The organism is Streptomyces sp. DG2A-72, assembly GCF_030499575.1.
In the GTDB taxonomy this organism is placed as follows: domain Bacteria; phylum Actinomycetota; class Actinomycetes; order Streptomycetales; family Streptomycetaceae; genus Streptomyces.
The window spans coordinates 6,792,759-6,817,470 of the sequence record NZ_JASTLC010000001.1 but is presented as its reverse complement, the minus strand read 5'-3'; the positions used below and the strand labels follow the sequence as shown (position 1 = coordinate 6,817,470).

Annotated in this window: 25 protein-coding genes, 2 tRNA genes and 2 pseudogenes; 13 read left to right on the top strand and 16 right to left on the bottom strand. The window is 69.4% G+C overall.

All coding sequences use genetic code 11. The features are described from left to right. Positions 1-22: 22 nt before the first annotated feature. The 4 genes from rsrA to QQY66_RS32440 form a co-directional block, all read right to left on the bottom strand. Positions 23-325, bottom strand: a complete 303-nt coding sequence (rsrA, locus tag QQY66_RS32455) for a mycothiol system anti-sigma-R factor (protein ID WP_210572346.1) — start codon at positions 323-325, stop codon at positions 23-25. Continuing rightward, positions 322-1,017, bottom strand: coding sequence for an RNA polymerase sigma factor SigR (gene sigR / locus QQY66_RS32450; protein ID WP_301983859.1), 696 nt, complete (start codon positions 1,015-1,017; stop codon positions 322-324). The genes rsrA and sigR overlap by 4 nt, the downstream gene beginning before the upstream one ends. Positions 1,018-1,274: 257 nt before the next feature. Further along, the gene (locus QQY66_RS32445; RefSeq protein ID WP_301983858.1) at positions 1,275-1,904 is read right to left on the bottom strand and encodes an alpha/beta family hydrolase; all 630 of its coding nucleotides are present in this window, start codon (positions 1,902-1,904) and stop codon (positions 1,275-1,277) included. Position 1,905: 1 nt separating this feature from the next. Continuing rightward, positions 1,906-2,721 carry an SOS response-associated peptidase gene (locus QQY66_RS32440; protein WP_301983857.1) on the bottom strand — a complete coding sequence of 272 codons (816 nt, stop codon included), beginning with the start codon at positions 2,719-2,721 and terminating at the stop codon, positions 1,906-1,908. A gap of 50 nt (positions 2,722-2,771) precedes the next feature. On the opposite strand from QQY66_RS32440, the gene QQY66_RS32435 reads away from it, so the two are divergent. From QQY66_RS32435 to QQY66_RS32420, 4 genes are all read left to right on the top strand, one after another. Then, positions 2,772-3,485 carry a M50 family metallopeptidase gene (locus QQY66_RS32435; protein ID WP_301983856.1) on the top strand — a complete coding sequence of 238 codons (714 nt, stop codon included), beginning with the start codon at positions 2,772-2,774 and terminating at the stop codon, positions 3,483-3,485. Positions 3,486-3,598: 113 nt separating this feature from the next. Then, on the top strand, positions 3,599-4,924 hold the full coding sequence (aroA, locus tag QQY66_RS32430; protein ID WP_301983855.1) for a 3-phosphoshikimate 1-carboxyvinyltransferase: 1,326 nt from the start codon (positions 3,599-3,601) through the stop codon (positions 4,922-4,924). Positions 4,925-4,936: 12 nt separating this feature from the next. Further along, a complete protein-coding gene (gene rsgA, locus QQY66_RS32425) occupies positions 4,937-5,944 on the top strand; it encodes a ribosome small subunit-dependent GTPase A (protein WP_301983853.1) in 1,008 nt (335 codons plus the stop codon). 103 nt (positions 5,945-6,047) lie between these two features. Further along, positions 6,048-6,371 (top strand): multidrug efflux SMR transporter, encoded by a 324-nt coding sequence (locus tag QQY66_RS32420; RefSeq protein WP_301983852.1) that lies wholly within the window; start codon positions 6,048-6,050, stop codon positions 6,369-6,371. A gap of 7 nt (positions 6,372-6,378) precedes the next feature. On the opposite strand, the gene QQY66_RS32415 is transcribed toward QQY66_RS32420, so the two are convergent. Continuing rightward, the gene (locus QQY66_RS32415) at positions 6,379-6,987 is read right to left on the bottom strand and encodes a TetR/AcrR family transcriptional regulator (RefSeq protein WP_301983851.1); all 609 of its coding nucleotides are present in this window, start codon (positions 6,985-6,987) and stop codon (positions 6,379-6,381) included. 186 nt (positions 6,988-7,173) lie between these two features. Here QQY66_RS32415 and hisN point away from each other — a divergent pair, with 186 nt between their 5' ends. After that, positions 7,174-7,974 (top strand): histidinol-phosphatase, encoded by an 801-nt coding sequence (hisN, locus tag QQY66_RS32410; protein ID WP_301983850.1) that lies wholly within the window; start codon positions 7,174-7,176, stop codon positions 7,972-7,974. Positions 7,975-8,090: 116 nt separating this feature from the next. Continuing rightward, entirely contained in the window at positions 8,091-8,483 is a 393-nt protein-coding gene (locus tag QQY66_RS32405; protein ID WP_301987568.1) for a cyclic nucleotide-binding/CBS domain-containing protein, read from the top strand. Positions 8,484-8,561: 78 nt separating this feature from the next. Here the strand turns inward: QQY66_RS32405 and QQY66_RS32400 are convergent, their stop codons facing one another. Then, positions 8,562-10,031 (bottom strand): catalase, encoded by a 1,470-nt coding sequence (locus QQY66_RS32400; RefSeq protein WP_301987567.1) that lies wholly within the window; start codon positions 10,029-10,031, stop codon positions 8,562-8,564. A 129-nt stretch (positions 10,032-10,160) separates the two neighbouring features. On the opposite strand from QQY66_RS32400, the gene QQY66_RS32395 reads away from it, so the two are divergent. The 4 genes and pseudogenes from QQY66_RS32395 to QQY66_RS32380 all read left to right on the top strand — a co-directional run bounded on the left by QQY66_RS32395 (position 10,161) and on the right by QQY66_RS32380 (position 11,553). Continuing rightward, entirely contained in the window at positions 10,161-10,577 is a 417-nt protein-coding gene (locus QQY66_RS32395; protein WP_301983849.1) for a Fur family transcriptional regulator, read from the top strand. Positions 10,578-10,693: 116 nt separating this feature from the next. Next, positions 10,694-10,903 (top strand): annotated as a pseudogene (locus QQY66_RS32390) (ATP-binding cassette domain-containing protein); the annotation flags it as partial. A 146-nt stretch (positions 10,904-11,049) separates the two neighbouring features. Then, positions 11,050-11,235: pseudogene (locus tag QQY66_RS32385) on the top strand (ABC transporter ATP-binding protein); the annotation flags it as partial. A 129-nt stretch (positions 11,236-11,364) separates the two neighbouring features. Continuing rightward, positions 11,365-11,553 (top strand): hypothetical protein, encoded by a 189-nt coding sequence (locus tag QQY66_RS32380; RefSeq protein ID WP_301983848.1) that lies wholly within the window; start codon positions 11,365-11,367, stop codon positions 11,551-11,553. Positions 11,554-11,695: 142 nt separating this feature from the next. Here QQY66_RS32380 and QQY66_RS32375 read toward each other — a convergent pair. The 4 genes from QQY66_RS32375 to QQY66_RS32360 all read right to left on the bottom strand — a co-directional run bounded on the left by QQY66_RS32375 (position 11,696) and on the right by QQY66_RS32360 (position 17,175). Further along, positions 11,696-11,769 (bottom strand) — tRNA-Met (locus tag QQY66_RS32375). Positions 11,770-11,986: 217 nt separating this feature from the next. Beyond that, positions 11,987-13,900 (bottom strand): tetratricopeptide repeat protein, encoded by a 1,914-nt coding sequence (locus QQY66_RS32370; RefSeq protein ID WP_301983847.1) that lies wholly within the window; start codon positions 13,898-13,900, stop codon positions 11,987-11,989. 208 nt (positions 13,901-14,108) lie between these two features. Next, positions 14,109-14,182 (bottom strand) — tRNA-Met (locus QQY66_RS32365). A 41-nt stretch (positions 14,183-14,223) separates the two neighbouring features. Then, positions 14,224-17,175, bottom strand: coding sequence for a UPF0182 family protein (locus QQY66_RS32360; RefSeq protein ID WP_301987566.1), 2,952 nt, complete (start codon positions 17,173-17,175; stop codon positions 14,224-14,226). A gap of 164 nt (positions 17,176-17,339) precedes the next feature. Between QQY66_RS32360 and QQY66_RS32355 the strand changes: the two genes are divergently transcribed. After that, positions 17,340-17,885 (top strand): PPA1309 family protein, encoded by a 546-nt coding sequence (locus QQY66_RS32355; protein WP_301983846.1) that lies wholly within the window; start codon positions 17,340-17,342, stop codon positions 17,883-17,885. A 9-nt stretch (positions 17,886-17,894) separates the two neighbouring features. Here the strand turns inward: QQY66_RS32355 and QQY66_RS32350 are convergent, their stop codons facing one another. The 4 genes from QQY66_RS32350 to QQY66_RS32335 all read right to left on the bottom strand — a co-directional run bounded on the left by QQY66_RS32350 (position 17,895) and on the right by QQY66_RS32335 (position 21,087). Then, positions 17,895-18,989, bottom strand: a complete 1,095-nt coding sequence (locus tag QQY66_RS32350) for a PDZ domain-containing protein (protein ID WP_301983845.1) — start codon at positions 18,987-18,989, stop codon at positions 17,895-17,897. Positions 18,990-19,057: 68 nt separating this feature from the next. Continuing rightward, entirely contained in the window at positions 19,058-19,222 is a 165-nt protein-coding gene (locus QQY66_RS32345) for a hypothetical protein (RefSeq protein WP_301983844.1), read from the bottom strand. A 175-nt stretch (positions 19,223-19,397) separates the two neighbouring features. Continuing rightward, a complete protein-coding gene (locus QQY66_RS32340) occupies positions 19,398-19,856 on the bottom strand; it encodes a molybdenum cofactor biosynthesis protein MoaE (protein WP_301983843.1) in 459 nt (152 codons plus the stop codon). Between the two features lie 112 nt (positions 19,857-19,968). Continuing rightward, positions 19,969-21,087: an SDR family oxidoreductase gene (locus QQY66_RS32335; RefSeq protein WP_301983842.1), complete on the bottom strand. Its 1,119-nt coding sequence runs from the start codon at positions 21,085-21,087 to the stop codon at positions 19,969-19,971. 191 nt (positions 21,088-21,278) lie between these two features. Between QQY66_RS32335 and QQY66_RS32330 the strand changes: the two genes are divergently transcribed. Next, entirely contained in the window at positions 21,279-22,697 is a 1,419-nt protein-coding gene (locus tag QQY66_RS32330; RefSeq protein WP_301983841.1) for a zinc-dependent metalloprotease, read from the top strand. After that, complete coding sequence (locus tag QQY66_RS32325) at positions 22,694-23,209, top strand: NUDIX hydrolase (protein ID WP_301983840.1); 516 nt, start codon at positions 22,694-22,696, stop codon at positions 23,207-23,209. Before QQY66_RS32330 ends, QQY66_RS32325 begins: the two co-directional genes overlap by 4 nt. 52 nt (positions 23,210-23,261) lie before the next feature. Here the strand turns inward: QQY66_RS32325 and QQY66_RS32320 are convergent, their stop codons facing one another. Both QQY66_RS32320 and QQY66_RS32315 read right to left on the bottom strand, forming a co-directional pair. Continuing rightward, positions 23,262-24,017 (bottom strand): AIM24 family protein, encoded by a 756-nt coding sequence (locus QQY66_RS32320; RefSeq protein ID WP_301983839.1) that lies wholly within the window; start codon positions 24,015-24,017, stop codon positions 23,262-23,264. A gap of 14 nt (positions 24,018-24,031) precedes the next feature. After that, on the bottom strand, positions 24,032-24,712 hold the full coding sequence (locus QQY66_RS32315; RefSeq protein WP_210572303.1) for an AIM24 family protein: 681 nt from the start codon (positions 24,710-24,712) through the stop codon (positions 24,032-24,034).

The following is a 24,712-nucleotide window of genomic DNA, read 5'->3' as shown; positions in this document are numbered from 1 at the left end:
CGTTCGAGTGACGACAGCCCGTTCAGGATTCCTGCGGGGTCGCCGTCACGTCATGGTCCGGCACTGCCTGCCCGGAGCGGATCAGGTCGATCCGCCCCAGGACCTTGGAGCGCAGGTCGGTGGGTACGTCGTCATGACCGCAGCACCGCTTGACGAGCTTCTTCACTGCCTCTTCGAGCCCGTACTTCTCCAGGCACGGCGAGCACTCCTTGAAGTGCTGCTTGAACTTGGCGCGATCGACGTCCGGCATCTCGCTGTCGAGGAACTCGTAGAGATGGTCCAGGACTTCACTGCAGTCAGTCTCGTGCGGCTCTCCGCAGCTCATGAGCCCGAGCCTTTCGCTTCGTTCGACTCTCCGGCGCCGGCCGGGACCAGTCCGCGCTCACGGGCGTAGTCCTCGAGCATGCCGCGCAGTTGACGGCGGCCCCGGTGCAGCCGGGACATCACCGTACCGATGGGTGTCCCCATGATGTCCGCGATCTCCTTGTACGCAAAGCCCTCTACGTCCGCGAGGTAGACGGCGATGCGGAACTCCTCGGGGATCGCCTGCAACGCTTGCTTCACGTCCGAGTCGGGCAGGTGGTCGAGCGCCTGCGACTCAGCGGAGCGCAGACCCGTCGACATGTGCGACTCGGCACGGGCGAGCTGCCAGTCCTCGATCTCCTCGGCCGCGGAGCGCTGGGGTTCGCGCTGCTTCTTGCGGTACGAGTTGATGAAGGTGTTGGTGAGGATCCGGTACAGCCACGCCTTGAGGTTGGTGCCCTCGCGGAACTGGTGGAAGGACGCGTACGCCTTCGCGTACGTCTCCTGCACCAGATCCTCGGCGTCTGCCGGGTTGCGCGTCATGCGCAGCGCGGCCGAATACATCTGATCGAGGAATTCGAGCGCGTCCCGCTCGAAGCGCGCGCTGCGCTCGGCGGTCGTCTCCGCGGACGTGTCCACGCTCGTGCCCAGGCCCTCGGGCTGCTCCGCCTGGCCGTTGTCGGTCCCTGCGTCGATCCCAGTGACCGGACCCACCTCCTCAAGATTCCGGGCAGCACCGATACCGGTGTCACCAGATTCGGAGGATAGACGACGACCCGTCCCCGCCGCCCCTCGAATAGGGGTGGTCTTGGCCGCGCGCAGCACCGTCCAGTCCAGGTCAGTGCGGCTGCTGCGGCTCGGGCATGCGGTCGAACCCATGCGGCGGACTCCCTCTCCCACGACGTCGGTGCTGGTCTCTCAGCACTTCTGTCCCGCTCAACAGTGGTCCGCGGCCCAACATTCCCGGGCCTTTACCCCAGTGACCCGGTCCACTTCACGACCGCGTCGGTGACGATGGCCACGGCTTCGTCCTGCCCGATCTCCGCCCGCTTCGGCACGGCGAAGCCATGATCGCTGTACGGCACCTCGACCAGTTCATAAGTGCCCTTCGGGAATTCCTCGGGCCTCCCGAACGGATCGTTGCCGCCCTGCACGACGAGCGCGGGCACCCCGGCGCCGAGCAGTTCGTCGACGCGGGACTTCTCGGGCTTGCCCGGCGGGTGGAGCGGGAAGCTGAGGGCGAGGACGCCGGCGGCTCCCAGCTCCACGGCCGTACGGCAGGCGACCCGGGCCCCGGCGCTGCGCCCGCCCGAGATCACGGGCAGCCCGGACTCGGCGACCGCGGGCCAGATACCCCGCCACCCCACGTCCAGGGTCTTCGGCGCGGGCGCCAGCTTCTTCCCGGCCACCCGCCAGGGCTGCTCCACGAGGGCGACGCTCACGCCGTGCCCCGGCAGCTCGGCGGCGATCGCCCGAAGGTCCCGCGCCTCGATGCCGCCGCCCGCGCCATGGCTCACCGCCAGCACGAGCCGCGGCTTCTTCGCCCGGTGCCAGGTGATGCGGGCGTCCCCCGCGTCGGTGCTGATGATCTCGGTCGTCACGCTAGAAGAGTGTGCCCTCTTCGGGCCCTTCCAGCTCCTTCAGCAACTCCGCCCCGTTGTTGCGGACATTGCTGACCGCGGTGGTGACCGGATAGGCGCGCATCAGTCCGGGGGGCGGCGGGGCGAGCAGTTCACGCAGCTCGTCGGGGTCGGTGCGGGACGGGTCGAGCCAGCTGTCCCAGCGGTCGGGCGTCAGCATCAGCGGCATCCGGGGGTGGATGTCGGACAGCGTGTACGGCCCGTCGGCGGGCGCCACGGCCAGCGGGGTCTGCTCCGCCTCCGTCGTGATCACCGAGCAGGTCACCCACCAGGCCTGCGGATGCTCGTCGGGCAGCGTCTTGTCCCGCCAGAACTCGTACAGCCCGGCCATGGCGAACACGGACCCGTCGGCGGGGAGCACGAAGTAGGGCTGCTTGCGCGGCCGCTTCTTCTTCCCCTCCTCCTCCAGGTCCCGCTCCTGCTTGCCGGTGACCCACTCGTAGTAGCCGTCGGCGGGCAGGATGCACCGGCGAGCGGCGAAGGCACGGCGGTACGACGGCTTCTCGTGCACCGTCTCCGACCGCGCGTTGATCATCCGCGCGCCGCCCTCGGGAGTCTTCGACCAGGAAGGGACGAGCCCCCACTTGAGCTTGCGCAGCTGCCGAACCGGTCGCTTCTCGTCGGCGTCTCTCACAGGACGGTCCAGGACCGCGTAGACCTCTTTGGTCGGGGCCACGTTGTAGTCGGGCTCCAGAGTCTCCTCTGGCTCCCACTTCTCGATCTCAAAGATTCCTGCGAGATCCTCGGGCCTACGACTCGATGCATACCGTCCGCACATACGTGCCACACTGCCAGACTCCGTATGAACAGAGGGAGCACCCCGGACACATGGACAGCAGCACAGCGACCTCTCTGTGGGACGAGCTGATCGGCACCCAGACCGACCCGGACGTGTGGGTGGTGATCGCGACCCTCGTCGCCGCGGTCGTGGTGGTCGTCCCACACGGCCTGTGGCGCCTCGCCCGCAACGCCATCACCATCGCCCACGAAGGCGGCCACGGCCTGGTCGCGCTGCTCACCGGCCGACAGCTCACCGGCATACGCCTCCACTCCGACACCAGCGGCCTCACGGTCAGCCGCGGCAAGCCGTACGGCCTCGGCATGATCCTCACCGCCGCCTCCGGCTACACCGCTCCCCCACTCCTCGGCCTCGGCGGCGCGGCTCTGCTCGGCGCGGGCCGCATCACGCTGCTGTTGTGGCTGGCCACGGCCCTGCTGCTGGCGATGCTGGTCATGATCCGCAACGCGTACGGTGCCGTGACGGTCGTCCTCACCGGCGGCACCTTCGTCCTGGTGTCCTGGCTGGCCGGTCCCCAGGTGCAGGCGGCCTTCGCGTATGCGGTGGTGTGGTTCCTGCTGCTCGGCGGGGTACGCCCGGCGTTCGAGCTGCAGGCGAAGAGGGCGCGGGGAGGGGCGGGGGATTCGGACGCTGATCAACTGTCGAGGCTGACGCATGTGCCGGCGGGGTTGTGGCTGTTCCTGTTCCACGCGGTGTCGTTGTGTTCGCTGATAGGCGGAGGCCGTTGGTTGCTGGACGCGTGAGGTCAGCGCCCCTTCAGGGGCTCGGGGCTGTGTCTATCAGCGGCTCCGCCGCGGGGCGCGACCAGCCACGACGGCGCCGCACCCGAAACACAACCCCCTACTAGAGTGGGCTTATGGCTTTGAACCCCTCAGACACCGCCCTCTGGCCCGCCCCGCACGCGAGCGGAGCCGTCGACGCGACGGTCCACGTACCGGGGTCCAAGTCCGTCACCAACCGCGCCCTCGTGCTGTCTGCCCTCGCCTCCGAGCCCGGCTGGCTGCGCCGCCCCCTCCGCTCCCGCGACACCCTGCTGATGGCCGACGCCCTACGGGCGATGGGCGTCGGCATCGAGGAGGGCGTAGGCCCCAACGGCACGGGCGAGACCTGGCGCGTGCTGCCCGCAGGGCTCCGCGGCCCCGCCACGATCGACGTCGGCAACGCAGGCACCGTCATGCGCTTCCTGCCTCCCGTCGCCGCCCTCGCCGACGGCGAGATCCGCTTCGACGGCGACCCGAGGTCGTACGAGCGCCCCCTGAGCGGCGTGATCGACGCCCTGCGCGTCCTCGGCGCCCGGATCGACGACGACGGCCGCGGCGCGCTGCCGCTGACCGTGCACGGCGGCGGTGCGCTGGACGGCGGCCCGGTGGAGGTCGACGCGTCCACGTCGTCCCAGTTCGTCAGTGCGCTGCTGCTCTCCGGCCCGCGCTTCAACCAGGGTGTGGAGATCCGCCACATCGGCGCGACGCTGCCCTCCGTGCCCCACATCCGGATGACCGTCGACATGCTGCGCGGCGTCGGCGCCCAGGTGGACACCCCGGAGTCGGGCGGCGAGCCGAACGTCTGGCGGGTCACGCCGGGTGCGCTGCTCGGCCGGGACCTGACGGTGGAGCCGGATCTGTCCAACGCCCAGCCGTTCCTGGCGGCGGCGCTGGTGACCGGCGGCAAGGTACTCGTCCCGGACTGGCCGACGCGGACCACCCAACCCGGTGACCGGCTGCGGGAGATCTTCACCGAGATGGGCGGTTCCTGCCAACTGACTGATTACGGCCTGGAGTTCACCGGGTCCGGCGCGATCCACGGCATCGATGTCGATCTGAGCGACGTAGGCGAACTCACCCCCGGCATCGCGGCCGTGGCCGCCCTCGCCGACTCCCCCTCCACGCTGCGCGGCGTGGCGCATCTGCGGCTGCACGAGACGGACCGGCTGGCCGCGCTGACCAAGGAGATCAACGAACTCGGCGGCGATGTGACGGAGACCGCCGACGGGCTGCACATCCGCCCGCGCGCGCTGCACGGCGGGGTCTTCCACACGTACGAGGACCACCGCATGGCCACCGCCGGCGCGGTCATCGGCCTCGCGGTGGAGGGCGTGCAGATCGAGAACGTGGCGACGACGGCGAAGACGCTGCCGGACTTCCCCGACCTGTGGACCGGGATGCTCGGGAGCGACGGGGCGTAGGGGACACACGCCATGCGTCGCTACGGCAAGCACACCGACGAGGACGACATCCGCAGCCGCCCGAACCGCAAGGGCAACCGGCCGCGTACGAACATCCGCCCCAAGCACGAGGACGCGGCCGAGGGCATGGTCCTCACCGTCGACCGCGGCCGTCTGACCTGCCTCGTCGACGACCGGATCGTGATGGCGATGAAGGCCCGCGAACTGGGCCGCAAGGCGGCGATCGTCGGTGACCGGGTGGCCATCGTCGGCGACCTGTCCGGCAAGAAGGACGCCCTCGCCCGCATCGTCCGCATCGAGCCGCGCGCCTCGGTCCTGCGCCGCACCGCGGACGACGACGATCCGTACGAGCGCGTGGTCGTCGCCAACGCCGACCAACTCGCCATCGTCACCGCGCTCGCCGACCCCGAACCGCGCCCACGGCTCATCGACCGCTGCCTGGTGGCGGCGTTCGACGGCGGCCTGCAACCGCTGCTCGTGCTCACGAAGTCGGACCTCGCCCCGCCCGACAAGATCCTGGAGCTGTACGGCGCCCTCGACATCCCGCACGTCGTCACCAGCCGCGAGGAGCTGGAGAACGGCGAAGCGGCGGACTGGGTGCACGAGCAACTCGACGGCAAGATCACGGCGTTCGTGGGCCACTCCGGCGTCGGCAAGACCACGCTGGTCAATGCTCTGGTGCCGGAGGACCGCCGACGCAGCACCGGACATGTGAACGCGGTGACCGGCCGCGGCCGGCACACGACGACATCGGCGCTCGCGCTGCCGCTGCTGGCCGGCGGCTGGGTCATCGACACCCCGGGCCTACGGTCCTTCGGGCTGCACCACGTGGATCCGTCCCGGGTCATCCATGCCTTCCCCGACCTGGAGCCGGGCACCGAGGGCTGTCCGCGCGCGTGCAGTCACGACGAGCCCGACTGCGCGCTGGACGAGTGGGTGGCCGAGGGACATGCGGACCCGGCACGGCTCTACTCCCTGCGTCGGCTGCTGTCCACGAGGGAACGGAAGGAAGGCGACTGACCTTCGCGTTGTTTGTCTTAACGCAAGGTCGGTAAGTGCATAATCGCACCGAGTCCGATCCAAGCCAGATGAAGCAGTCGACGTGTACACGGGAGGACAAGACATGGCGTGGCTGCTGGTGGTTGTGGCAGGACTCCTCGAAACCGGTTTCGCCGTCTGCCTGAAGCTGTCGCACGGCTTCACCAGGCTGTGGCCGACCGTCGCGTTCTGCATCTTCGCGCTCGGCAGCTTCGGCCTGCTGACGCTGGCCCTGAAGAAGCTCGACGTGGGCCCGGCCTACGCGGTGTGGACGGGCATCGGCGCGGCGGGCACCGCCATCTACGGCATGGTCTTCCTGGGCGACCTCGTGTCGACGCTGAAGCTCGTCTCGATCAGCCTGGTGATCGTGGGCGTCATCGGGCTCCAGCTGTCGGGCTCGGCCCACTGACCCCGCATCACACCAACTGCCGGTGCAGCGCGCCCCGTACGAGATCCGCGACGCCTCCCTCGCCGGGCGGGGCCGCCACGCAGGACAGCGCCAGCCGGACGACCAGTTCGCAGGAGCGGGCCAGGTCGGCGGCTTCCGACTTGTGGGTGCCGGGTCCGGCCAGCACCGCCACGGCACGGTCACGGACCAGGGCCACGAGGTCGCCGGGTGAGGGCAGCGGCCCGTCCGCCCGCCGCTGTGCCGGCACCGCCGAGGTGGACGGCACGGCCGAGAGCGTCGGCGAGGGCAGCCGCTCGCTCCAGCAGCCGGTGAGCATGGCCCGTACGAGCGCGTTCTCCCGGGCCGCCGACGCGGTCCACTCGGCGGTGGCGGTGAGCCGCTCGCGGGCGTCGTGGTTGGTGGCGAGGGCCCGCTCGACGCCGGCGAGATAGGCGTCGGCCTCTCTGCGGACGAGGGCCCTGGCCAGCCCTTCCTTGCTCCCGAACTCGTTGTAGAGCGTCTGCCGGGACACGCCGGCCGCCGCGGCCACATCCACCATCCGCACCGCGGCCCATGGCCGCCGCGCCAGCGCCGTGTATGCGGCGTCCAGTAGGGATTCCCGCGCTGCAGGCATCATCGCCTCCCGAGCCCGACCGACTCTGCGCCCAGATTTGACGCGCGCGGGGGCACTGTCAAGGGTTCGCGAGGGCACAAGGGGGCGCGCGACGCTGTCGTAGGCCATCCGGGCGACCGGGTGCCGTGCACACCGTTCCCCCACATCCCGCTGTAGCCCGGCCGTGACCGCGAAAGATACGGTTCACGCATGGCCGACTACCTCGACGACCTCCGCTTCGCCCACGTCCTCGCGGACGCCGCCGACGCGACGACCATGGCCCGCTTCAAGGCCCTCGACCTGAAGGTGGAGACGAAGCCGGACATGACTCCGGTGAGCGAAGCGGACAAGGCCACCGAGGAACTCATCCGCGGCCAGTTGCAGCGCGCCCGCCCCCGGGACGCGGTCCTCGGCGAGGAGTACGGCATCGAGGGCACCGGCCCCCGGCGCTGGGTCGTCGACCCGATCGACGGCACCAAGAACTACGTACGCGGCGTGCCCGTCTGGGCCACGCTCATCGCCCTGACAGAGGCGAGCGAGGGCGGCTACGAGCCCGTCGTCGGCCTTGTCTCCGCCCCCGCGTTGGGCCGCCGCTGGTGGGCCGCGAAGGGGCACGGCGCCTTCACCGGGCGCAGTCTCTCCTCGGCCTCCCGGCTGCACGTCTCCCGCGTCTCGAAGCTGTCCGACGCCTCCTTCGCGTACTCCTCGCTCACCGGCTGGGAGGACCAGGGCCGCCTGGGCGGCTTCCTGGACCTGACCCGAGAGGTGTGGCGCACGCGCGCGTACGGCGACTTCTGGCCGTACATGCTGGTCGCCGAGGGCGCTGTCGACATCTGCGCCGAGCCCGAGCTGTCCCTGTGGGACATGGCCGCGAACGCGATCATCGTGACGGAGGCGGGCGGCTCCTTCACCGGCCTCGACGGCCGCCCCGGCCCGCACAGCGGAAACGCGGCCGCGTCGAACGGGCTGCTGCACGACGAGTTCCTGGGGTATCTCAACCAGCGCTACTGAGCTCCACGCGCCCCCTTGTTGACCCTCTCTTTGCCTGTCACTCTGAAAGTCCCGCCCCTTGTGAATTTGTGAAACGATGAACAAGCGGCGGACACCCTCAGGAGGTGGCTGCATCCATGCTCGTCCGCGACGCCATGAGCACAGTGGTCCTCACCATCGGCCCCGCCCACACCCTTCGCCAGGCCGCCGCGCTGATGTCCACCCGCCGGGTGGGCGCGGCCGTCGTCCTCGACCCCGACGCCGGCGGTATCGGCATCCTCACCGAACGCGACATCCTGATCTCCGTCGGCCTGGGTGAGGACCCGGACACGGAGTACGCCCACGCGCACACCACCACCGACGTCGTGTTCGCGGCTCCGTCCTGGACCCTGGAGGAGGCCGCTCACGCCATGGCACACGGCGGCTTCCGCCACCTGATCGTGCTCGACCACGACGAGCCCGTCGGCATCGTCTCGGTCCGCGACATCATCCGCTGCTGGGCTCCCCTGCGGCAGCAGGTACCGGCCTGAGCTCACGCGAACGGGCCGGACCCCCCTTGTGCGGGAATCCGGCCCGCTTCGGCAAGCGATCCAGTGCTGGTGGGTGTGTCAGCCGCGCAGGGCCTGGACCGCGACCTCCAGCCGCTTGCCGAAGTCCTCTTCCGCCTTGCGGAAGTTGTCGATCGCGTGCTCGGCGATGTCGTCGCGCGAGACCTTGGCGATGAAGCCCGCCAGGTTGTCGATCAGACGCTCCTTCTCGCCCTCGGACATCAGCCGGTAGAGGTTGCCCGCCTGCACGAAGTCGTCGTCCTCGGCGTGCACCGGGGCCGGGTGGTTGCCCGTGCCGCCGTTCACGGCGGCGGCGGACCACAGCGGACGGTCCGTCTGGACAGGGCCCCCGAAGCTGTTCGGCTCGTAGTTCTTGGCACCGCCGTGCCGGCCGTCGTACAGGAAGCCGTCACGGGAGTTGGTGCGCGCCTCGGTCGCGTGCGGGCGGTTCACCGGCAGGTGGTCGGCGTTGATGCCGACGCGGTAGCGGTGGGCGTCGCCGTACGCGAACAGCCGCCCCTGGAGCATCTTGTCGGGCGACGGACCGATGCCCGGCACGAAGTGCGCGGGGCTGAAGACGGACTGCTCGACCTCGGCGAAGATGTTTTCCGGGTTGCGGTTGAGCTCCAGCTTGCCGATCTCGATCGGCGGGTAGTCCGCGTGCGGCCACACCTTGGTCAGATCGAAAGGGTTGAAGCGGTACGTCGCCGCGTCCGCCTCCGGCATGATCTGCACCTGCACGGTCCAGGTCGGGAACTCGCCCCGCTCGATGGCCTCGCGCAGGTCCCGCTGGTGGCTGTCCGGGTCCTCACCGGCGAGCTTGTCGGCCTCGGCCTGCATGAGGTTCTTGATCCCCTGGTCGGTCTTGAAGTGGTACTTGACCCAGAAGACCTCGCCCGCCTCGTTGTTCCACTGGAACGTGTGCGACCCGTAGCCGTTCATGTGGCGGTACGACGCCGGGATGCCGCGGTCGCCGAAGAGCCAGGTCACCTGGTGGGTCGACTCGGGGCTGAGGCCCCAAAAGTCCCAGACGTTGTCCGCCTCCTGGGAGCCCGTGTACGGGTCGCGCTTCTGGGTGTGGATGAAGTCCGGGAACTTGATGGCGTCCTTGATGAAGAACACCGGGGTGTTGTTGCCGACGAGGTCGTAATTGCCCTCCTCGGTATAGAACTTCAGCGCCCAGCCGCGCGGGTCGCGCACCGCGTCGGCCGCGCCGAGGTTGCCCGCGACCGTGGAGAAGCGCAGGAAGGTCTCGGTCTGCTTGCCGATCTCCGAGAGGAAGTTGGCGCGCGTGTACTTCGTCACGTCGGCGGTCACCGTGAAGGTGCCGTAGGCGCCGGCGCCGCGGGCGTGCACCACGCGCTCCGGGATGCGCTCCCGGTTGAAGTGGGCCAGCTTCTCCAGCAGCAGCTGGTCCTGGACGAGCACCGGGCCGCCGACGCCCGCGGTCTCGCTGTTCTGGTTGTCGGCGACCGGGGCACCGGCCTCTGTGGTGAGCGGTCCCTGCGTCACGTGCGCCTCCTGCGTCAGTTCTGCCCCGAGCTACTTCTCTCCTCGGCTGCTTCTGAATCAATCCTACATTAGACTTAATCTAAATCAAGCAGGCTTCCAAACTCACACCCATTCGGATTCTGGTCCCTGGCTGTTAAGCTGGTGCGCATGAGCAACCTTCTGGAACGGCTGCGCGGACGCGGATGGCGGATGACCGCGCAGCGGCGCGTCGTGGCCGAGGTCCTCGACGGCGAACACGTCCATCTGACGGCCGACGAGGTCCACGCGCGGGCTGTGGCCAAGCTGCCCGAGATCTCCCGGGCGACCGTCTACAACACGCTGGGCGAGCTGGTGACCCTCGGCGAGGTGCTCGAGGTCGCCACCGACAAGCGCGCCAAGCGGTACGACCCGAACGCCCACCAGCCGCACCACCACCTGGTCTGCGCCCGGTGCGGCGCCATCCGGGACGTCCACCCCACCGGCAACCCGCTGGCCGACCTCCCCGACACGGAGCGCTTCGGCTTCACGGTCTCGGACGTCGAGGTGACCTACCGCGGGGTGTGCCCGAACTGCGCCACGGCGTAACACATACCGCTGCAAGCCCCGGCACTGATCCAGTGCCGGGGTTATCTGCTGCGTACAACCTTCTGCCACGTACAACCTTCTCCTGCGTACGACCTTCCCGTACCTGACGGGTCGTCATATCATCGGCGGTGCCCACCTGTCCGACCCGAACCTTCGGCCGGGGTCCGGGAGCCGTGCACGCCCTCGGCCCCGTCGATCTGGCCGTCACCCCCGGCGAGTTCGTCTGCCTCGTCGACCCCTCAGGCTGCGGCAAGTCCACGCTGCTGCGTATCGCCGCGGACCTGCTCCGCCCGAGCACGGGTGAGGGTTGGAGCTCCTCCAGAAGGTGACCGTTCTCTTCATCACCCACAGCGTCTCTGATTGACAATCGCCTTCGCCCCTGGTGCCGAACGACGGAAGTCGCCAGGGCGCCGGGTATGCGCGTCACGTTCTGCCACATCGTCACTACTGTTGGCTAATCCAACTGGTGGGCCTGGAGGCGGCGATCGTCCTCGGCGACCGCGTCCTGGTGATATCGGCCCGCCCGGGCCGGCTCATCGCCGAACGCCACCCTCCGTTCCCACGCCCGCGCACCGGCGACATCCGCTCCACCCTCGAATTCACGACCCTGAAGACCGAGTTGTGGGACCTGCTGCGCAAGGAGGCGGTGCCGGCATGACGACGATCGCTCCCTACCGCTCATCGGTCCTATCGCGACGGGGACGCTGAGCGCGGAGTATGTGGCGCCGCTGCAAGTAGCCCTCGACAAGGGCGAGTTCAAGCGGGGGGCCTGGACGTCACCCTGAAGGTGCTGCCCACGCCGGACGCGCTGCCGTTGCTGGCCAAGGGCAGCGGGGCGGCTTCGACATCAAGTGGGTCGTCACATACTTGGGCGAATCTCCTGAAGGCCGACAAGGAGATCCTTCAGTCGACCCCGTCCCTCCGCATGGACTGGGAGATCCGCGCGGGCACGACGGACCGCCTCCAGTCCGCGTAGCCGCCCAGGGCGTGGCGGAGGGCGGCCCCCTACCGGAATCACAGACGGTGAACGAACCCTCTACGAGGAGGCAGTGGGCCACCGCCCCTGACACACACCTAGGGCCCGGATCCTCTAGAGGATCCGGGCCCTGGGCCTTCAGTAGCGGGGACAGGATTTGAACCTGCGACCTCTGGGTTATGAGCCCAGCGAGCTACCGAGCTGCTCCACCCCGCGTCGATGAATGGAACATTACGTCAAGGACGCGGACAGAGGCAAATCGCTTATCGAGGGCCGCGAAATCCAGCCCGTCCGGCGTTTGAGGACGAGGCCGTTCAGGCCGAAGCGGGGGTCTGGGGGGCGCAGCCCCCCAGGGATGGGACGGGTAAGGGCGGCGGGGGCGAAACACCGCGACACCAGCACCAGCCGACGGCACCGTCAAACCAACCGCACGTCAAGCTGACAGCTCCTCCCGCAGAGCGTCCCGCAACCGCTCCGCCCGCTCCGCAACCTCCGCCGGCCCCAGCGTCACGGCCCGATCAGCCCATCGCTGCCCCTCAGCCAGCTCCCCACGACGCGCGTAGACCAGGGCAAGCCGCAACGCCGCCCGCCCATGCCCCGCGTCAGCGGCCCGCGTCCACCACACGGCAGCCTCGGGCTCACTCCCCTCCCGAGCCAACAGCAGCCCAAGATTGAACGCCCCGTTCCGGGACCCGGCCTCCGCGGCCTCCCGATACCACCGAGCCGCCTCCACGACGTCGCCCCGCGCGGCGGCGAGCATCCCGACCCGCACCTGCGCCCGCCGATGCCCTTGCGACGCCGCCCGCTCGTACCACTCTTCGCACTCGCTCCGCTCCCGCACCGGCTCCCCGAGCTCATGCGCGGGCTCAGGCGGCCGCCGCGCGTCCAGCACGGTCGCCAGCCGATACGCGGCCTCGGTACTCCCGCCCCCGGCCGCACACCGCAGATGCCGCTCGGCCGCCCGCTCATCGCCCTCACGCAGCCGCGCGATCCCGACCTGAAGCGCCGCCTCCGTATGCCCGGCGGCGGCGGCGCGCTCGTAGCACCGCAGCGCGACCTCGTCCTCACCCCGCCCGGCGTACAGGATCCCGAGGTTGAACGCGGCATCCACGCTCCCGGCCTCCGCGGCCTTGGAGAACCACGGCTCGGCACCGGCCGTGTCGCCGCCCTGGAGCAGCAGGATGGCCAGCGCGTTCGCCGCCTCCCGGTGCCCGGCGTACGCAGCACGCCGGTACCACTGCTCGGCCTGCGCGATCCGCCCCTGCTCGGCGCAGAGCAGCCCGAGGTTGTACGCGCCGTTGACGTCACCGGCGTCCATCGCGGCCCGGTACCACCGCTCGGCGGTCTGGGTCTCCCCGCGCTCGGCATGCAGCGCACCCAGCGCGTTCGCCGCGTTGCCGTCGCCGTCCTGGGCGGCCCGCAGCCACCATACGGCGGCGCTCTCGGAGTCGCCCGCGTCCCGCAGCAGGAACCCGAGCGCGCAGGCGGCCCGCGCCTCTCCGTCCTTGGCGGACGTCAGGTACCAGCGCCCGGCCTCCTTCAACAGCCCACGCTTCTCCAGGATCGCCCCGAGGTGCAGCGCGGCCCGCCGGTGCCCGCGCGCGGCGGCCTGCCGGTACCACTGCTCGGCCTCGCCCACGAGCGAAGCACCGGCACCGTCGGCGGTCCCGGTCTCGCCCTCCTGCGCGGCCTTGCGGTCGATCGCCCGCGCCAGCCGGTACGCCGCCTCCCGGTGCCCCCGCTCCGCCGCGGCCCTCATCCACGCGCCTGCCCCGTCGTCGCCCCGGTGCTCCAGCAGATCGGCGAGCGCGTACGCGCCGAGGGCGTGCCCCTGCTCGGCGGACTGACGCAGCCAGTACTCGGCGGCGGGCTCGTCGCCGCGCTCCCGGTGGTGACGGCCCAGCGCATGCGCGGCGGCGGCGGACCCGGCGACGGCGGCGATACGCCACCAGCCGGCGGCCTCGTCGGCGTACCCACGCTGGTGCAGAAGGACACCCAGGTTGTTGGCCGCGGCCCGGTCACCGGCCGCGGTGGCGCCGCGCAGATGGGGTTCGGCTCCGTCGAGGTCACCGCGGCGCAGCAGCAGGGCCCCGAGGACACTCATCGCCTCGACATCACCGGCTTCGGCGGCGAGCCGCTGCCGGGCCTCCTCGGCGGCATCACCGGTTTCGTCCCGGTCCGCGGACTGGACGAAGTCGTTCACGCGACGCTCGAAATCGGTCACAAATGGGGCCGTAGGCGACGGGATTTCAGGCACGGACATATCGCCCGTCGACTGCGAAACGTCGGCAGGCTCCCCAAACCGCCCTGTCTCCAACAGAGTTGCCTTGTCCCCCATAACGTCCATCGTCGCACCACCTGCAACCTGGGTACACCTGGTATACCGCAGCCATTGAGGTCACTTCAGCGTTTTGTCGACATGCCCACAGAACGACAAGTCAAACACACATCGCTCAACTCCCCACGGCGGCACGGCCATCCCGCAGGTCGGCACATGCGTTCGCACACACACCGAAGGCCCGGATCCTTTTCAGGATCCGGGCCTTCGCGATCAGTAGCGGGGACAGGATTTGAACCTGCGACCTCTGGGTTATGAGCCCAGCGAGCTACCGAGCTGCTCCACCCCGCGCCGTTGTTCGGCAACCGTATCACGGCGCGGGACGGTCTCGATCAACTACTGTCCGGGCTCCTGCTGGGACTGGGACTGCCGCTCGGAGTGGCCCTGGGACTGGGACTGGAGCCGCCGTTCCCGCCACCGGTGTTGCCGGCCTTCGCCTGCGCGTCCTCGGCCCGCTGGAGCGCCTCTTGGAGGTCGTCCTGCGCCCGCCCGTACGCCTCCCAGTCACCCTTCTTCAGGGCTTCCTGGCCGGCGTCGAAGGCCTCCTGGGCGTCGTTCAGCGCCTCTTGGACCGTCGGGTTGGTGGACGTCGGGGGCGGCGGCGTATCCCCGCCCTCGTCCGGTGGCTCGGTCGGCGCGCCTTCGGCCCCGAAGACCTTGTTGAGGGCCGCGTCGAGGGTGTTCTCGAAGGCGGTGTTGCCGCCGTAAGTCACCAACACCTTGCGCAGCAGCGGGTACTTCAGTCCGCCACCACGGACGTAGACGGGTTCGACGTACAGCAGTCCTCCGTCCAGTGGCACCGTCAGCAGGTTGCCGTACTCGACTTCGGAGTCGCCGCCCTTCAGTAGCCTGATCTGCTCCGCGATGTCCTGTTCGGAGTTGAACTGGCTCTGGACCTGTTTGGGTCCGTTGACGGTCGTGCTCGTCGGCAGTTTCAGGACTCTGATCTTGCCGTAGTCACTGGTGCCCGCCTCGGCGTCGACCGACATGAACGCGCTGAGGTTGTCCCGCCCATTGGGCGTGAACGTCGTCGTCAGCGAGAACGCCTGCGCCTGCTGGTCGGGCATCTTCAGGCTCTGGTAGTACGGCGGCACCGCGTTGCCCGACTTGTTGGTCGGGTCGTCCGGCACCTGCCACACCTCGCTGCCGCTGAGGAACGTGTCCGCGTCCTCGACGTGGTAGCGGGTCAGCAGCTCGCGCTGGACCTTGAACAGGTCCTGCGGATACCGGAGATGGGCCATCAGGTCCGTGGAGATGTCGCTCTTGGGCTCCACCGTGCCCGGGAAGGCCTTCATCCAGGTCTTCAGGACCGGGTCCTCGGTGTCCCACTGGTAGAGCTTGACCTCGCCGGTGTACGCGTCGACGGTCGCCTTCACCGAGTTGCGGATGTAGTTGACCTGGTTCTGCTGGGCCACCACCGCGCGCGAGTTGTTGGTCGCGGTCAGCGAGTCGGCCGTCGAGGAACCGAGCGTCGTACGGGACGCGTACGGATAGCCGTTCGTCGTCGTGTACGCGTCGACGATCCACTGGATCTTGCCCTTCACGACCGCCGGATAGGCGTCGCCGTCGATGGTCAGCCAGGGGGCCACCGCCTCGACGCGCTCCTTGGGCGTGCGGTTGTAGAGGATCCGCGAACCCTCGCCGATCGCACCGGAGTAGAGGATCTGCGGCTCGCTGAACGCCACCGCGTACGCGGCCCGGTTGACCGGGTTGGCGAGGTTGACGCCGCTCTTGGCCTCGTAGCTGTACGTCTTCTCGCCGCTGTCGTCGGAGTAGTCGATCTCCTTCTGCGGACCGCCGACGATCGAGTACTCGCTGGTCTTCTCGCCGTAGTAGATCCGCTGCTGATACGTCCCCAGCTCTCCCTTGGAGGGCAGGTCGGACTCCGTGAACACCGGGCGGCCCTCGGAGTCGACCTGGGTGCCCTTGGCCGCGACCACGCCGTACCCGTGGGTGTAGCGGAAGTGGTCGTTGATCCAGTTGTTCTTCGGAATGCCGTTGAGGTTCAGCTCACGCAGACCGATGACCGTGTCCTGGTCCTTGCCGTTCTCGCTGTAGCGGTCGACGTCCAGGTTGGTCGGGAACGCGTAGTAGTTCCTGATCTGTTGGAGCTGCTGGAACGTGGGCGAGACGATGTTCGGGTCCATGATGCGGATGCTCGCCGTGGCGTCGACGTCGTCCCGCAGCGTGGTCTTGTCCTCGGTCTTGCTCACACCGCTGTAGTCGGTGACCTTGGCGTCGTCGATGCCGTACGCCTGGCGCGTCGCCTCGAGGTTCTTGTTGACGTACGGCGCTTCCTTGGCCTGCTCGTTGGGCTGGACCTGGAACTTCTGGACGATCGCCGGGTACAGACCGCCGATGAGGATCGCCGACAGCACCATCAGGCCGAAGCCGATCAGCGGAAGCTGCCAGGTGCGCCGCCACAGGGTGGCGAAGAACAGCAGCGCGCAGATGACGGCGATGCAGAACAGGATCGTCTTGGCGGGCAGATAGGCGTTCGCGTCGACGTACCTCAGGCCGGTCCAGTTGTCGGTCGCCTTGAAGTCACTGGACTTGACCGCGAGTCCGTACCGGTCGAGCCAGTACGCGACCGCCTTCAGGGCGACGAACGTGCCGATGAGCACCGACAGATGGCTGGTGGCCGCGGCCGTGGCGCGCGCACCCGGGCTGGTGATGCGCAGCCCGCCGTACAGGTAGTGCGTGAGCGCGGCGGCGATCAGGGAGAGGATCGCGGTGGCGAAGCCGAAGCCGAGCAGGAAGCGGTACCACGGCAGGTCGAAGGCGTAGAAGGCGACGTCGAGGTGGAACTGCGGGTCCTTCTGGTTGAAGGGCACGCCGTTGACCCACATCAGCCAGGTCCGCCACTGCCCTGACGCCGAAGCGCCCGCGATCAGGCCGATCAGAGAAGTGATGCCGAGCAGCAGCCACTTCTTGTACGGCGCGATGCCCATGCGGTAGCGGTCGAGGTTCTGCTGCTCCATCGACATGGCGCTCAGCGGCGGGCGCAGCCGGTGGGCCAGCCAGATGTTGAAGCCGACCGCGAGTGCCATCAGCAGACCGAAGACGAAGAACAGCCCGATCTTGGTCCACAGCGTGGTCGTGAACACGGACGAGTAGTTCACCGACCGATACCAGAGCCAGTCGGTCCAGAAACCCGCGAACATGGTGAACGCCATGCCGAGTACGGCAAGGACGCCCAGCGTCATGAGCAGGGTCCGGACCCGCCGGGACGGTCGGCCCACTCTGATCCGTGGCCCCGTCGGGCCTCCGCCGCGGTCCGGCATCTGGAAAGCCAAGGTGTGCACCTCGAAGTTCGCTGTTGGTCTGTCGGGCCCTCGTGTTCGCGGGCCGTCCGAAGGGCCCCGTGATCGTAGGCCCTCACCTATGCAACTTACTCACGCTTTACTCGGTTCCCGATTCCGGTAGGGAACGAGGCAGGATTGTGACCATGTCCAACACTCCCATGGCAGCGAGCCCCCTGACCCGGGCCGTACTCGAGATCGACGAGTACGTCTCCGGCCTCGGCTGGGACCAGCCCGCGCGCCTCTTCGCCCTCGTAGACACCGCCCGGTTGCGGGCCGAACAGCCCTCGCTCGCGGACCGGCTCGGCCTGGGGGACGAGCAGCAGACCACCTCCGGTCTCACTCCGATCGAGCAGGACGAAATTCCAACGGGCAAGCCGCTCGACGAGTTCCTGGGCACCATCGCCTGGCCCGACTCGGTGGTCGGCTGCGCGCTCAGCGTGGAACGCCTGATGCTGCCGCCGTCCGCCGAAGCGTCCGTTCCGGAGGGCATGAGCGAGAAGAAGCTCGCCCAGTGGGTCGCCGACCACCCGGAGCGCCAGGAGGTCCGTATGACGGTCGCGGTCCTGCGCGGCGGCGACCGTGAATCGGCCCTGAGGCTGCGTGAGAAGGACACGCCGACGGAGGTCCTCACCGGTTCCGATCTGGTGCCGGGGCTGGCTCAGGCGCTGGCGGCGACGTTCGAGGAGTAGCTCGGTCGGCTACTTCGTCGTGCACTTCGGCAGATCGGCGGTGTCGCCGCTGCGGATGTCCTTGAGGGCGCCGAGGGCATCGTCGATGGTCTTCACCTTGACCAGGGTGAGGCCGTCGGGGTTGTCGGCGGCGGCAGCCGCGCAGTTGTCGGCGGGCGTCAGGAAGTACTGGGCGCCCTTCTCGCGCGCGCCGACCGTCTTCATCTCGATGCCGCCGATCGGGCCGACCTTGCCGGCGTCGTCGATGGTGCCCGTCCCGGCGACGAACGACCCGCCGGTGAGGCTGCCCGGCGTGAGCTTGTCGTAGATGCCGAGCGCGAACATCAGACCGGCGCTCGGCCCGCCGACGTCGGCGAGCTTGATGTCGATGGTGAACGGGAAGGTGTGGTCCGTCCCGGCGGAGATCCCGACGATGGCGCGCTCCTCGCCGGTGTCGTCGGACTTCGTGGTCCGTATGGTGACCTTCTCGGTCTTGGTCGCCGCCCGCTGTTCCTTCTCGGCGGCGGTCTGCTCCTCGGCGGGCACGATGGTGAAGGCGACATCCTCACCGGGCTTGTGCTTGGTCACCAGTTCGGCGACGTCCTCGGGCTTCTTCACGGTCGTCCCGTCGACGGCCTTGATCACATCGCCTGCGTGCAGCCGGCCCTCGGCCGGGGAGTCCTTGAGGACGGTCGAGACGATCACCCAGGACTTCACCGGGACGTCCAGCGCCTTCAGGGCGGCGACCTTGGCGCTCTCCTGGGACTGGCTGAACTCCTCGGCGTTCTCCTGGGTGGACTCCTCCTCGGTCTTGCCGTCCGGGTAGATCGTGTCGTGCGGCACGACCTTGTTGTCGTGCGCGAGCCAGCCGTAGACCGCCTCGACGAGGTTCATCCGGTAGTCGGCGCTGGTGACCCGCACCGTGGTCATGTTCAGATGCCCGCTCGTCTCGTACGTCTTCCGCCCGGAGATCCGCAGCACCGGCTCGCCGTCGTGGTCCCCGAGCGTGTTCACCGTCGGGCCCGGCGACATTTCCGAATACGGCACGGTGATGAAGACTCCGGCGCACAGGAGCGCTATCAGCATCAGGGTGGAGGCGAGCATCGTCGCAGTGCGGCGTGGCATGGAACGACAGTACGGGACACTGCTGTCAGCGGACCGTCAGGGCCGTCCGTCCGGGCGGCCGGCCCCTGTCACGTATGGGTGCGGGGCTTCTCCATGGCCTCGCGGAAGCGCGCGTACCCGTCGAGCTCGGGACCGTCGCCTCGCGCCTTCCGGGTCCGGTTGGCCCAACTGCCCCACAGACCGGCACCGATCGCAGCCAAAAGCGGAATCAGCAACCAGGCGAGCGCCGCCATGCCGTCCTCCCATCCCCATGAGCGACCGCAACTGACTGATCAGCAGATTAACCAGCTGCACGGACAACGCTCACGCCGGGGGTCGGGTTACGCAACCGGAAGGGTGGCCCGGCGTTCGGTCAGCAGGCGCCGACCCGCCCTCCCGTCGCCCGACCACCACCCCTCAACGACGGCGCTACGCGCCAACCCATTCTTCTGTGCCGTCCGAGAACTTCTGGTGCTTCCAGATCGGCGCTTCGTGCTTGAGGTCGTCGATGAGTTTCCGGCAGGCCTCGAAGGCCTCACCCCGATGCGGGCAGGACACGGCGACGACGACGGCGAGGTCCCCCACTTTGAGGTCCCCGACCCGGTGCACCGCCGCGAGCGCGCGCACCGGGAAATCGGCGACGACCTTCTCGGCGATCCGCCGCATCTCGGCCTCGGCACTGGGATGGCACGAGTACCCGAGCTCATCGACATCGGCGCCCCCGTCGTGATTCCGCACGGTCCCGACGAACAGCGCGGTCCCGCCGGCGGCGTCGTCCCCGACGGCCTTGAAGACCTCGTCGAGGGAGAGGGCCGTCTCCCGGATGGCGATCAGCTTGATGGGATCGTGCGCGGCCTGCTCACCGGGATGATCGTTCGTGGGTGCCATGTCTCCATCGTGCCCCACGCCACTGACAACCCGGAAGAGAACTTTCACCAGGCACGCGCGCGTGGAGCTTCGGAGCCTCCTACAAACGCCCGGGTCCGGGAACTCGTACCCGTCAGACCCGACGCCTGGCCTTCCGGGCCCGCCGCACCACGGCCGCCGCACCGAGCAGCGCCACCGTCGCACCCGCGGCCCCCGCCGCCGTCGCGTCCTTGCGCCCCAGCCGCCGCCCGACGACCGTGTGCCGACCGGAGACCTCCTCCAGCAGCTCCGCAAGGACCTCCTCATTGGTCCACTGCGGCCGCCACCCGGCGTCATGCAGCCGGCTCCCGCTCACCACCCACGGATACATCGTGTAGGCCAGATCCCCCGCCGGAGACGGCGTGAGCCCGATCCGGTGCAGCCGAGCCGCCGCGCCCAGCGCGACCGCGGACGGCAGCTCCATCCGCCGGATCCCGCTCAGCTCCTCGACCTCCTCCTGCTCCAGCCATCCGTCACATCCGACGGCCAGCTCCCCGTCGACCTTCTCCAGGACGGCGTACTCCAGAGCACTGCACAGATCCTCGACATGGCAGAACTGCCAGGCGGGCCGGGACCCGGCGACGACAAGCAGCCGAGGCGACTCGAAGTACCTGGTCAGCGCGGTGTCGGTGCCCCCGACCAGCACCGAGGGCCGGACCACGGTGACATTGAGCCCCGGATGCGCCCGCGGAGCGCGCCGCGCGAGCCGCTCGATCTCCAGCAGATCCCCGACCCCGGTGGCCTCGGCCGTGGCCCGCAGCTCCGCGTCCTCGGACAACGGCAGCTCGTTGTCCGGCAGCGCCCCGTAGACCATCGCCGACGTACACACGACCACCCGGTGCACCCCGGCCGCCGCCGCGGCGGTCAGTACGGTCTGTGTCCCCCGGACGTTGTAGGCCGTTCGGGCCGCGGCGTCGGTCTCCAGATCCAGGTCGAGCGCCAGATGCACCACCACGTCCGCGCCCCGCAGCTTGTCCGCGATCGCCGGATCCCGCACGTCGAGGATGTGCCACTGGGCACCGGCGCACTCGCCGCGCCGCTCGTCGATCGCGATGACCTGCTTGATCTCCTCGGACGCGGCGAGCCGCTCGGTGAGCAGCGCACCGATGCCGGACGCGGCACCGGTGACCGCGACGACGGGCCCGCGCAGAGCGGACGCGGGCGTGGTTGAGTGGTTTCGCGCTGCGCGAACCTGTGGATCTGGGGAACTCACCGGGCGTCTCCAGCGGTTGTCTTCAGTACGAACGCGAGCGACGCGTGCGTACCAGGTGCATCCATCCTGCCGCAGGCCAAGAGTCGGCGGAGCACCGAGGCCCGAACGGCCCCGGGTGTCTACGCTGGGTGGTGTTATCGGGCAGTCGTGCCGCCGGAGCCAACCGGTGGCCTTAACAGCCGAGGAATCCCGTGAGTGACACCCCATTCGGATTCGGCCTTCCGCCGGAGGAGCCGGAAGACGGCGACGAGGGCAAGAAGAAGGACCAGCAGAGCGGTGGTGGTCAGGGCCCGGCCAACCCGTTCGGTTTCGGCGGGCTGCCCGGAGCTTCAGGCTCCGGTGCGGACAATCCGTTCGCGGCCATGTTCGGCTCGCTGAACCCCACCGACCTGGGCGCCGCGTTCCAGCAGCTCGGCCAGATGCTCTCGTACGAGGGCGGGCCGGTGAACTGGGACATGGCCAAGCAGATCGCCCGCCAGACGGTCTCCCAGGGCACGTCGGACGGCGTCAAGGACGCGAGCGTCGGCCCCGCCGACCGCACCGCGGTCCAGGAGGCCGTCCGCCTGGCCGACCTGTGGCTCGACGACGCGACCTCGCTGCCGTCCGGCGCGGGCACCGCCGTGGCATGGAGCCGCGCGGAGTGGGTCGAGGCGACCCTGCCCGCGTGGAAGGAGCTGGTCGACCCGGTCGCCGAGCGCGTCGGCGCGGCCATGGGCGATGTCCTGCCGGAGGAGATGCAGGCCATGGCGGGCCCGCTGATCGGCATGATGCGTTCCATGGGCGGCGCCATGTTCGGCACGCAGATCGGGCAGGCCGTCGGCGTGCTCGCGGGCGAGGTCGTCGGCTCGACCGACATCGGCCTGCCGCTCGGCCCGGCCGGCAAGGCCGCGCTGCTGCCGGTGAACATCGAGGCGCTGGGCAAGGACCTCGGTGTGCCGAAGGAGGAGGTGCGGCTGTATCTCGCCCTGCGCGAGGCCGCCCACCAGCGCCTCTTCGCACATGTGCCGTGGCTGCGCTCGCACCTGTTCGGCGCAGTCGACGGGTACGCGCGCGGGATCAAGGTCGACACCGCCAAGCTGGAGGACGTGGTCGGCCAGTTCGACCCGCAGAACCCCGAGCAACTGCAGGACGCCCTCCAGCAGGGCATGTTCCAGCCGGAGGACACGCCCGAGCAGAAGGCCGCTCTGGCCCGTCTGGAGACGGCTCTGGCGCTCGTCGAGGGCTGGGTGGACGCGGTGGTCCACGCGGCCGCCAAGCCCCGTCTGTCGTCCGCGGACGCGCTGCGCGAGACCCTGCGCCGCCGTCGTGCCTCGGGCGGCCCGGCCGAGCAGACGTTCGCCACGCTGATCGGCCTGGAGCTGCGCCCCCGCCGGCTGCGGGACGCCTCCCGTCTGTGGGCCTCCCTGACGGACGCGCGCGGTGTCGACGGCCGGGACGCCCTGTGGGCCCACCCGGACATGCTGCCGACGGCCTCCGACCTGGACGACCCCGACGGTTTCGTGCACCGCGAGCAGCTCGACTTCTCCGAGCTGGACAAGATGCTCGGCGAGGCCGCGGACAAGCCCGACCTCAAGAAGCGGGACAAGAGCGAGGACGACGACACCGAGTGAGCCTGTACGACGACGCGGTCCTCGTGCTGAAGGGGTACGAGGGCCAGGAAGAGCTGCGCCAGGCGTACCTGGACCATCTCGCGGCACACCCGGACGGCATGTGGAAGGCCTGCAAGGACGGGCACATCACGGCGAGCGCGCTGGTGATCGACCCCTCGCGCGGGCGAGTCCTGCTGACCCTGCACAAGAAGCTGCGGATGTGGCTGCAGATGGGCGGCCACTGCGAGCCGCAGGACACCTCTGTGCAGGCTGCCGCGCTGCGCGAGGCGACCGAGGAGTCGGGCATCGCGGGCCTGGCCCTGCTGTCCGGCGGCCCGGTGCGCCTGGACCGGCATCCCACGCCCTGCGCCTGGCACCTCGACGTCCAGTACGCGGCGGCTGCTCCGGCCGGGGCCGTGGAAGCAATCAGCGACGAGTCGCTCGACCTGCGCTGGTTCGCCTACGACGAGGTGGCGACCGTAGCGGACGAGTCGGTCGTACGACTGCTGGAAGCGACGCGCGCCAGGCTGTGAACGTGTAAGGGGTGACCGCCATTGGTGGTCACCCCTTACCTGTCACGTGCGGTCAGCTCCAGACGTTGCCTTGGTTCTGCCCCCGTGCCCCCTGCTGCCCCATGCCGAACTGCGCGGCGGCGCCCGAGCCGACCTGGGCGTTCTGCGGCGGAAGCAGCTCGCTGGGCTGGACGAGGGCGTAGCCGCTGCCCATGAAGCTGAGTTCCCAGCCCTCACCGGTGTTGCCGCGGCGCCGCCAGATCCCGGAGGAGTGCGTCTGGGCCTGCATCTGCACGCGCAGGGAGGTCGACCAGGCGACGATGGCGTCGGCGTCGCAGTTGACGTACTTGTCGGGTGTCACCTGCATCATCAGCGGGGCGCCCGAGGTCATCAGCGCGACCTTGCCGCGGCCGGTGATGTTGAGCTGGTACTTCCCGGAGCCGGAGATGCCGTAGAGGCTGTCGACGGCGATGACCTCGTGGTGCAGCGAGGAGTCCATGGCGAGGACGTAGCTGCTGTCGACGGTCAGCCCGTCGTGGTCCACCTCCATCACATGGACGTGCTGCGCGAGGTTGGCGAGGTAGACCGTGCCCTGTCCGTGGCAGCGCATCAGGTCCAGGCCCTCGCCGGTGCGGGCACGCGCGCGTCCCTGATTGCGGCTCTGGTACTCGGCGTCGAACTCGACGAGGCCCTGGTAGGCGACCATCGTGCCCTTGCGGGCGAGGAGGTCCTCGTGACCATCCACGGCGACGCGGAGCATCTGCTTGTTCTGCAGGCTCCAACGCTCCTGGGTCTGCTGGTCGTTGTAGGCGAAAAGCGGACTCTGCATGGTGGTGCTCCCCCTCAGCCCCGGACCCGGAGACGGTCGGTGCTGTCCTCGCTGGGCTGGACGACGACGATGCCCTGGCCGGAGAAGGCCATCTGGAAGGCCTCACCGCTGCCCCGGCCGATGAGCGACTGCGCCTTGAAGCTGCGCTTGCCCTTCACCTTGAGGTTCGGGGACCAGGCGACGAGCGCGTCCGGGTCGACGTACGTCTCGTCCTCGCCACCGCCGCAGTCGACGACGATCGGCTTGCCCCGGGAGGTCAGCGCGACCCAGCCCTGCCCGGAGATCTTGGTGTTCCACAGGCCCTGCCCGGCGAACTTCGCCAGCCCCTTGACCCGCTCGACGCCCCAGGTGAGGTGGGCGTCGAAGGCGAGCAGGTTGGTGGCGTTGACGGAGATCCCGTCGCCGTTGAGGTTGATCACGACGACGTTGGCGCCGTAGTCGGCGAGGTAGAGCAGGCCGTCGCCGGAGCACTTCATCAGGGGCGCGCCCTCGCCGGTGGCCCAGTCGCGGGCGATCTGGCGGACGGCGGGCGGGTTGGGCTCGTACTGGACGAACCCTTCGTAGGCGACCATCGACCCCACGCGCGCGAGGAGGTCGTTTCCGGTCTGCATGGCGACCTTCAGCATGTGGTTGCCGTGGTTCTCCATGCGGGCGGTGACGGGTGCGGGAGCGTAGCCCGCGAGCGGCTGGTTCAT

What these genes read in the sequence shown, in the direction of transcription:
- rsrA (WP_210572346.1), bottom strand. Translation starts at nt 325, where the DNA reads ATGAGCTGCGGAGAGCCGCACGAGACTGACTGCAGTGAAGTCCTGGAC.
- QQY66_RS32440 (WP_301983857.1), bottom strand. Translation starts at nt 2,721, where the DNA reads ATGTGCGGACGGTATGCATCGAGTCGTAGGCCCGAGGATCTCGCAGGA.
- QQY66_RS32435 (WP_301983856.1), top strand. Translation starts at nt 2,772, where the DNA reads ATGGACAGCAGCACAGCGACCTCTCTGTGGGACGAGCTGATCGGCACC.
- aroA (WP_301983855.1), top strand. Translation starts at nt 3,599, where the DNA reads ATGGCTTTGAACCCCTCAGACACCGCCCTCTGGCCCGCCCCGCACGCG.
- rsgA (WP_301983853.1), top strand. Translation starts at nt 4,937, where the DNA reads ATGCGTCGCTACGGCAAGCACACCGACGAGGACGACATCCGCAGCCGC.
- QQY66_RS32420 (WP_301983852.1), top strand. Translation starts at nt 6,048, where the DNA reads ATGGCGTGGCTGCTGGTGGTTGTGGCAGGACTCCTCGAAACCGGTTTC.
- QQY66_RS32415 (WP_301983851.1), bottom strand. Translation starts at nt 6,987, where the DNA reads ATGATGCCTGCAGCGCGGGAATCCCTACTGGACGCCGCATACACGGCG.
- hisN (WP_301983850.1), top strand. Translation starts at nt 7,174, where the DNA reads ATGGCCGACTACCTCGACGACCTCCGCTTCGCCCACGTCCTCGCGGAC.
- QQY66_RS32405 (WP_301987568.1), top strand. Translation starts at nt 8,091, where the DNA reads ATGCTCGTCCGCGACGCCATGAGCACAGTGGTCCTCACCATCGGCCCC.
- QQY66_RS32395 (WP_301983849.1), top strand. Translation starts at nt 10,161, where the DNA reads ATGAGCAACCTTCTGGAACGGCTGCGCGGACGCGGATGGCGGATGACC.
- QQY66_RS32370 (WP_301983847.1), bottom strand. Translation starts at nt 13,900, where the DNA reads ATGGACGTTATGGGGGACAAGGCAACTCTGTTGGAGACAGGGCGGTTT.
- QQY66_RS32360 (WP_301987566.1), bottom strand. Translation starts at nt 17,175, where the DNA reads ATGCCGGACCGCGGCGGAGGCCCGACGGGGCCACGGATCAGAGTGGGC.
- QQY66_RS32355 (WP_301983846.1), top strand. Translation starts at nt 17,340, where the DNA reads ATGTCCAACACTCCCATGGCAGCGAGCCCCCTGACCCGGGCCGTACTC.
- QQY66_RS32350 (WP_301983845.1), bottom strand. Translation starts at nt 18,989, where the DNA reads ATGCCACGCCGCACTGCGACGATGCTCGCCTCCACCCTGATGCTGATA.
- QQY66_RS32345 (WP_301983844.1), bottom strand. Translation starts at nt 19,222, where the DNA reads ATGGCGGCGCTCGCCTGGTTGCTGATTCCGCTTTTGGCTGCGATCGGT.
- QQY66_RS32340 (WP_301983843.1), bottom strand. Translation starts at nt 19,856, where the DNA reads ATGGCACCCACGAACGATCATCCCGGTGAGCAGGCCGCGCACGATCCC.
- QQY66_RS32320 (WP_301983839.1), bottom strand. Translation starts at nt 24,017, where the DNA reads ATGCAGAGTCCGCTTTTCGCCTACAACGACCAGCAGACCCAGGAGCGT.
- QQY66_RS32315 (WP_210572303.1), bottom strand. Translation starts at nt 24,712, where the DNA reads ATGAACCAGCCGCTCGCGGGCTACGCTCCCGCACCCGTCACCGCCCGC.